This window comes from Paraburkholderia tuberum STM678, from assembly GCF_902833905.1.
GTDB classification, from domain to species: Bacteria; Pseudomonadota; Gammaproteobacteria; order Burkholderiales; family Burkholderiaceae; genus Paraburkholderia; species Paraburkholderia tuberum.
In genome coordinates this window covers 138,146-144,297 of sequence record NZ_CADFGP010000020.1, presented here as the reverse complement: position 1 = coordinate 144,297, position 6,152 = coordinate 138,146, and the positions used below count along the sequence as shown (strand labels likewise).

13 protein-coding genes are annotated in these 6,152 nt (G+C 58.9%); all 13 read left to right on the top strand.

Annotated elements, in window-relative coordinates; translation table 11 throughout:
* On the top strand, positions 1–92 hold a 92-nt coding region (locus tag HWY30_RS19415), incomplete at its 5' end, for an EF-Tu C-terminal domain-related protein (protein WP_076604501.1).
* 127 nt (positions 93–219) lie between these two features.
* Entirely contained in the window at positions 220–531 is a 312-nt protein-coding gene (gene rpsJ / locus HWY30_RS19410; RefSeq protein WP_006998489.1) for a 30S ribosomal protein S10, read from the top strand.
* A 201-nt stretch (positions 532–732) separates the two neighbouring features.
* Positions 733–1,392 (top strand): 50S ribosomal protein L3, encoded by a 660-nt coding sequence (rplC, locus tag HWY30_RS19405; RefSeq protein ID WP_090805499.1) that lies wholly within the window; start codon positions 733–735, stop codon positions 1,390–1,392.
* Complete coding sequence (gene rplD / locus HWY30_RS19400) at positions 1,392–2,012, top strand: 50S ribosomal protein L4 (protein WP_090802165.1); 621 nt, start codon at positions 1,392–1,394, stop codon at positions 2,010–2,012. The genes rplC and rplD overlap by 1 nt, the downstream gene beginning before the upstream one ends.
* Positions 2,009–2,323 carry a 50S ribosomal protein L23 gene (rplW, locus tag HWY30_RS19395; RefSeq protein WP_008923345.1) on the top strand — a complete coding sequence of 105 codons (315 nt, stop codon included), beginning with the start codon at positions 2,009–2,011 and terminating at the stop codon, positions 2,321–2,323. Before rplD ends, rplW begins: the two co-directional genes overlap by 4 nt.
* 2 nt (positions 2,324–2,325) lie before the next feature.
* Positions 2,326–3,153: a 50S ribosomal protein L2 gene (gene rplB / locus HWY30_RS19390; protein ID WP_018420149.1), complete on the top strand. Its 828-nt coding sequence runs from the start codon at positions 2,326–2,328 to the stop codon at positions 3,151–3,153.
* Between the two features lie 10 nt (positions 3,154–3,163).
* A complete protein-coding gene (gene rpsS / locus HWY30_RS19385) occupies positions 3,164–3,439 on the top strand; it encodes a 30S ribosomal protein S19 (RefSeq protein WP_006998484.1) in 276 nt (91 codons plus the stop codon).
* A gap of 12 nt (positions 3,440–3,451) precedes the next feature.
* Positions 3,452–3,781, top strand: coding sequence for a 50S ribosomal protein L22 (gene rplV / locus HWY30_RS19380; protein WP_004199272.1), 330 nt, complete (start codon positions 3,452–3,454; stop codon positions 3,779–3,781).
* A gap of 11 nt (positions 3,782–3,792) precedes the next feature.
* Entirely contained in the window at positions 3,793–4,599 is an 807-nt protein-coding gene (gene rpsC / locus HWY30_RS19375) for a 30S ribosomal protein S3 (RefSeq protein ID WP_012434570.1), read from the top strand.
* A 2-nt stretch (positions 4,600–4,601) separates the two neighbouring features.
* On the top strand, positions 4,602–5,018 hold the full coding sequence (gene rplP / locus HWY30_RS19370; protein WP_008923342.1) for a 50S ribosomal protein L16: 417 nt from the start codon (positions 4,602–4,604) through the stop codon (positions 5,016–5,018).
* A gap of 10 nt (positions 5,019–5,028) precedes the next feature.
* Positions 5,029–5,223, top strand: coding sequence for a 50S ribosomal protein L29 (gene rpmC / locus HWY30_RS19365; protein WP_007180130.1), 195 nt, complete (start codon positions 5,029–5,031; stop codon positions 5,221–5,223).
* Positions 5,220–5,492 carry a 30S ribosomal protein S17 gene (gene rpsQ, locus HWY30_RS19360; protein ID WP_007180129.1) on the top strand — a complete coding sequence of 91 codons (273 nt, stop codon included), beginning with the start codon at positions 5,220–5,222 and terminating at the stop codon, positions 5,490–5,492. The genes rpmC and rpsQ overlap by 4 nt, the downstream gene beginning before the upstream one ends.
* Positions 5,493–5,782: 290 nt before the next feature.
* Complete coding sequence (rplN, locus tag HWY30_RS19355; RefSeq protein ID WP_006998478.1) at positions 5,783–6,151, top strand: 50S ribosomal protein L14; 369 nt, start codon at positions 5,783–5,785, stop codon at positions 6,149–6,151.
* Position 6,152: the final 1 nt, after the last annotated feature.

Genomic DNA, 6,152 nt, shown 5'->3' with positions numbered 1-6,152 from the left:
ACCCGATCGCGATGGAAGAAGGTCTGCGCTTCGCAATTCGCGAAGGTGGCCGTACGGTCGGCGCTGGTGTCGTCGCCAAGATCATCGAGTAAAATCGACGATTGCTGTAGCAGTTTGTAGCGCCCGGGCTCGGGCACTCGCTTTGCGCGAGCGTCCGAGCCTACGTTCTTTTTCTAATCGGCGGTGCAATATCGCCTCGCTCTTTTCAAGGAATTTGTCATGCAGAACCAGAAAATTCGCATTCGCCTGAAGGCTTTCGACTATCGCCTGATCGACCAATCGGCAGCTGAAATCGTCGATACGGCAAAGCGGACCGGCGCGATTGTTCGTGGTCCCGTACCCCTGCCGACCCGCATTCAACGCTTCGACATCCTGCGTTCGCCGCACGTCAACAAGACGTCGCGTGACCAGCTCGAAATCCGCACCCACCAGCGTCTGATGGACATCGTTGACCCGACGGACAAGACCGTCGACGCGCTCATGAAGCTGGATCTCCCGGCTGGCGTGGACGTTGAAATCAAGCTGCAGTAAGGCTTCCAGCCCTTGCCCGGCCACCCGGGCAACGCTAAGTCATTGATTGCTTGCGGAAAACGAAAAGGCTCGCTATACTATTGAGCTTTTCGCGCATTTGCGTAAAAAAGTCGGCGTCCTGCAGCATGGTTTCATGCCCGAAGCGGTGCCGGCATTTTGTAAATTAGCCCCGACCAATCGCAGTCGGGAATGGAGAAAACGATGAGCCTTGGACTCGTAGGTCGCAAGGTTGGCATGACCCGTATCTTCACGGCTGAAGGGGATTCAATTCCCGTCACCGTGCTGGACGTGTCCGACAACCGCGTGACGCAGATCAAGACTGTTGAAACCGACGGCTACACGGCCGTGCAGGTTGCCTTCGGTACGCGCCGTGCATCCCGCGTGACGAAGCCGTTGGCAGGTCATCTCGCCAAAGCCGGTGTTCAAGCCGGTGAAATCCTCAAAGAATTCCAGATCGATGCCGCTAAGGCTGCCGAACTGTCGAGCGGCGCCGTGGTTGGTCCCGAGCTGTTCGAAGTGGGCCAGAAGGTCGACGTGCAAGGCGTGTCGATCGGTAAAGGCTACGCCGGTACCATCAAGCGTTATAACTTCTCGTCTGGCCGTGCATCCCACGGTAACTCGCGCTCGCACAATGTGCCGGGCTCGATCGGTATGGCGCAGGATCCGGGTCGTGTTTTCCCGGGTAAGCGCATGACCGGTCACATGGGTGATGAGAAGGTAACGGTGCAAAACCTCGAAATCGCTCGTATCGATGCTGACCGCAAGCTGCTGCTGGTCAAGGGTGCCGTTCCGGGTGCGAAGGGTGGCAAGGTATTCGTTACGCCGGCCGTGAAGACGCGTGCCGTGAAAGGAGCGAAATAATGGAACTTAAGCTCCTGAATGCCAATGGTCAGGAAAGTGCAGGCGTTAGCGCGTCGGACGTCGTGTTCGGCCGCGACTACAACGAAGCCCTGATTCACCAGGTGGTGGTTGCGTACCAGGCGAATGCCCGTAGCGGCAACCGCGCGCAGAAGGATCGTGAGCAGGTCAAACACACGACCAAGAAGCCGTGGCGCCAGAAGGGTACGGGCCGCGCCCGTGCCGGTATGTCGTCGAGCCCGCTGTGGCGCGGCGGTGGCCGTATTTTCCCGAATTCGCCGGAAGAAAACTTTTCGCACAAGGTCAACAAGAAGATGCATCGTGCAGGTCTCTGCTCGATCTTCTCGCAGTTGGCCCGCGAAGGCCGCATCTCGGTGGTCGACGAGTTGACGCTCGAAGCGCCGAAGACGAAGCTGCTGGCCGAAAAATTCAAGGCGATGGGTCTCGATTCCGTGCTGGTGATTACCGACACGGTTGACGAAAACCTGTACCTAGCGTCGCGCAACCTCGCCCACGTGGCGGTTGTGGAGCCGCGTTACGCCGACCCGCTGTCGCTGATCTACTTCAAGAAGATCCTGATCACGAAGGCTGCGGTCGCCCAGATCGAGGAGTTGCTGTCATGAGCGAGATTCGCAAGAACGATCATCGTTTGATGCAGGTCCTGCTCGCGCCGGTGGTCTCCGAAAAGGCGACGCTGGTGGCCGACAAGAACGAACAGGTTGTGTTCGAAGTCGCGCCGGATGCCACGAAGCAGGAAGTGAAAGCTGCAGTCGAGCTGCTGTTCAAGGTGGAAGTCGATTCCGTCAACGTGCTGGTCGCGAAGGGCAAAGCCAAGCGCTTTGGTCGCTTCATGGGCAAGCGCAAGGACGTGAAGAAGGCGTACGTCTGCCTGAAGCCCGGCCAGGAAATCAACTTTGAAGCGGAGGCCAAGTAATCATGGCAATCGTGAAAGTTAAGCCGACTTCGCCGGGTCGCCGCGCGATGGTCAAGGTGGTCAACAAGGAACTGCACAAGGGCAAGCCGTTCGCAGCGCTGCTCGACACGCAGTCGTCGACCGCCGGCCGTAACAACAACGGTCACATCACCACGCGTCACAAGGGTGGTGGTCACAAGCATCACTATCGTGTCGTCGACTTCCGTCGCACGAAGGATGGTATTCCCGCAAAGGTCGAGCGTCTCGAGTACGACCCGAACCGTAGCGCGAACATCGCGCTGGTTCTGTACGCAGACGGCGAGCGCCGCTACATCATCGCTCCGAAGGGTATTACCGTCGGTCAACAGCTGATGTCGGGTTCGGAGGCGCCGATCCGCGCAGGTAACACGCTGCCGATCCGCAACATCCCAGTCGGTACGACGATTCACTGCATCGAAATGCTGCCGGGCAAGGGCGCCCAAATGGCGCGTTCGGCGGGTACGTCGGCGATGCTGCTGGCTCGCGAAGGCATCTACGCGCAGGTTCGTCTGCGTTCGGGCGAAATCCGCCGCGTTCACGTTGAATGCCGCGCAACGATCGGTGAAGTAGGCAACGAAGAGCATAGCCTCCGTCAAATCGGTAAGGCTGGTGCGAACCGCTGGCGCGGTATCCGCCCGACGGTGCGTGGCGTTGCAATGAACCCGGTCGACCACCCGCACGGTGGTGGCGAGGGCAAGACTGCGGCAGGCCGCGATCCGGTGAGCCCGTGGGGCACGCCGACGAAGGGCTATCGCACCCGCAGCAACAAGCGCACGACGAGCATGATCGTCCAGCGCCGTCACAAGCGTTAAGGAGTAGGCAATGGCACGTTCTATTAAGAAAGGTCCGTTCTGCGACGCCCATTTGCTGAAGAAGGTTGAGGCGGCTGCAGCATCGCGTGACAAGAAACCGATCAAGACCTGGTCGCGTCGCTCGACGATCCTGCCGGACTTCATCGGCCTGACGATCGCCGTTCACAACGGCCGTCAACACGTTCCGGTGTATGTCACGGAAAACATGGTCGGCCACAAGCTTGGCGAGTTCGCACTGACCCGTACGTTCAAGGGACACGCGGCCGACAAGAAGGCCAAGAAATAAGGGGCAGTCAAGATGGAAGTGAAAGCAATTCATCGCGGTGCCCGCATCTCGGCGCAGAAAACGCGCCTTGTGGCTGACCAGATCCGCGGTTTGCCGGTCGACAAGGCGCTGAACGTTCTGACGTTCTCGCCGAAGAAGGCTGCGGGGATCGTGAAAAAGGTCGTGCTGTCGGCGATCGCGAATGCGGAGCACAATGAAGGCGCCGATATCGACGAGCTCAAGATCAAGAGCATCTATGTCGACAAGGCAGCATCGCTGAAGCGTTTCACCGCGCGCGCTAAAGGCCGCGGTAACCGCATCGAGAAGCAATCCTGTCACATCACTGTGACGGTCGGGAATTAAGGGGTCATACGATGGGACAGAAAATTCATCCGACTGGCTTCCGTTTGGCCGTCAGCCGCAATTGGGCTTCGCGTTGGTACGCGAACAACAACAATTTCGCGGCGATGTTGCAGGAAGACATCGGTGTTCGTGAATACCTGAAGAAGAAGCTGAAGAACGCGTCCGTCGGCCGCGTTGTGATCGAGCGTCCTGCAAAGAACGCGCGTATCACGATTTTCAGCTCGCGTCCGGGTGTCGTGATCGGCAAGAAGGGTGAAGACATCGAACTGCTGAAGTCCGAGCTGCAAAAGCGCATGGGCGTTCCGGTTCACGTCAACATCGAAGAAATCCGCAAGCCGGAAACGGACGCGCAACTGATCGCTGATTCGATCACGCAACAGCTCGAGCGCCGGATCATGTTCCGCCGCGCGATGAAGCGTGCGATGCAGAACGCGATGCGTCTGGGTGCTCAAGGCATCAAGATCATGAGCGCTGGCCGTCTGAACGGTATCGAAATCGCGCGTACGGAATGGTATCGCGAAGGTCGCGTGCCGCTTCATACGCTGCGTGCGGATATCGACTATGCAACGTCGGAAGCAAAGACGACGTACGGCATCATCGGCGTGAAGGTGTGGGTCTACAAGGGCGACACGCTCGGCCGCAACGACGCACCGGTGGTCGAAGAAGTCGCCGAAGAAAAGCGTCCGCGCCGCAACGCACGTCCGGGTGGCGATCGCCGTCCGCGTCGTGATGGTGAAGGTGGTGGCCCGGCAGGTGCACGCCGTGGCGCTCCCCGACGTGCTGGCGGTGCCGGCGGCGACGGGAAGACTGGAGAATAACGATGCTGCAACCGAAACGCAGAAAGTATCGCAAAGAGCAGAAAGGTCGTAACACCGGCGTTGCTACCCGCGGCAACGCGGTGTCGTTCGGTGAGTTCGGCCTGAAGGCTGTCGGTCGTGGCCGTCTGACCGCGCGCCAGATTGAAGCGGCGCGTCGTGCGATGACGCGTCACATCAAGCGCGGTGGCCGCATCTGGATCCGGATCTTCCCGGACAAGCCGATCTCGACCAAGCCGGCGGAAGTGCGTATGGGTAACGGTAAGGGTAACCCGGAGTACTACGTCGCTGAGATTCAACCGGGCAAGATGCTGTACGAAATGGACGGCGTAACCGAAGAACTGGCGCGCGAAGCGTTCCGTCTGGCTGCAGCGAAGCTGCCGCTGAAGACGACGTTTATCGTGCGTCAGCTCGGCGCCTAAGGAGCAAATGATGAAGGCTTCCGAACTTCACCAGAAAGATCAGGCCGCGCTCAACAAGGAGCTGTCGGACCTGTTGAAGGCGCAATTCGGCCTGCGCATGCAACTCGCGACCCAGCAGCTCACGAACACGAGCCAGCTGAAGAAGGTCCGTCGCGACATCGCGCGTGTGCGGACCGTCCTGACTGAGAAGGCGAACCAGAAATGAACGATAGCGTAAAAACCTCGCTCAAGCGGACGCTGGTCGGCAAGGTCGTCAGCAACAAGATGGACAAGACGGTTACCGTGCTGGTCGAGCACCGCGTGAAGCACCCGATCTACGGCAAGTACGTCGTGCGGTCGAAGAAGTACCACGCGCATGACGACGCGAACACGTACAACGAGGGCGACCTCGTTGAAATCCAGGAAACTCGTCCGATTTCGAAGACGAAGGCTTGGGTTGTGGCTCGCCTGGTCGAGGCTGCTCGCGTCATCTAATGTCGCAAAGCTGTAGAAGTAGTTGAAATCGCAGTAAGTTTCGCTTGCAAGACCGAGATTATTTGATATAATCTCGGTCTTCCCTCTTTATGGGAGCCCCGTCGCGGGCGAAGTTGGTGGGGGAAGCGGTTCGGGCGCCAGCCTAGACCGAAGGATTCACCGGATTGCGATGGCGGGTTTCGTTTGCCGTCGCTGCTGTTCTAACCCAAGCAGCCGATCGGCTGACGGGACCAAGACTGACCGGGAAGCGCCATGGTGGTGTGACCGGATTAAGTTGGGAAAGATAAACCATGATCCAGACCGAAACTCGGCTTGAAGTGGCCGACAACACGGGTGCACGTGAAGTCATGTGCATCAAGGTGCTCGGCGGCTCGAAGCGTCGTTATGCCAGCATTGGCGACATCATCAAGGTGACTGTCAAAGAGGCAACGCCGCGCGGGCGCGTGAAGAAAGGCGAAATCTACAACGCCGTGGTGGTTCGCACCGCCAAGGGCGTGCGTCGTCAGGACGGCTCGCTGATCAAGTTCGACGGCAACGCGGCTGTGTTGCTCAACACCAAGCTCGAACCGATCGGTACCCGTATTTTTGGGCCTGTCACGCGCGAGTTGCGTAGCGAACGATTCATGAAGATCGTTTCGCTGGCGCCTGAAGTGCTGTAAG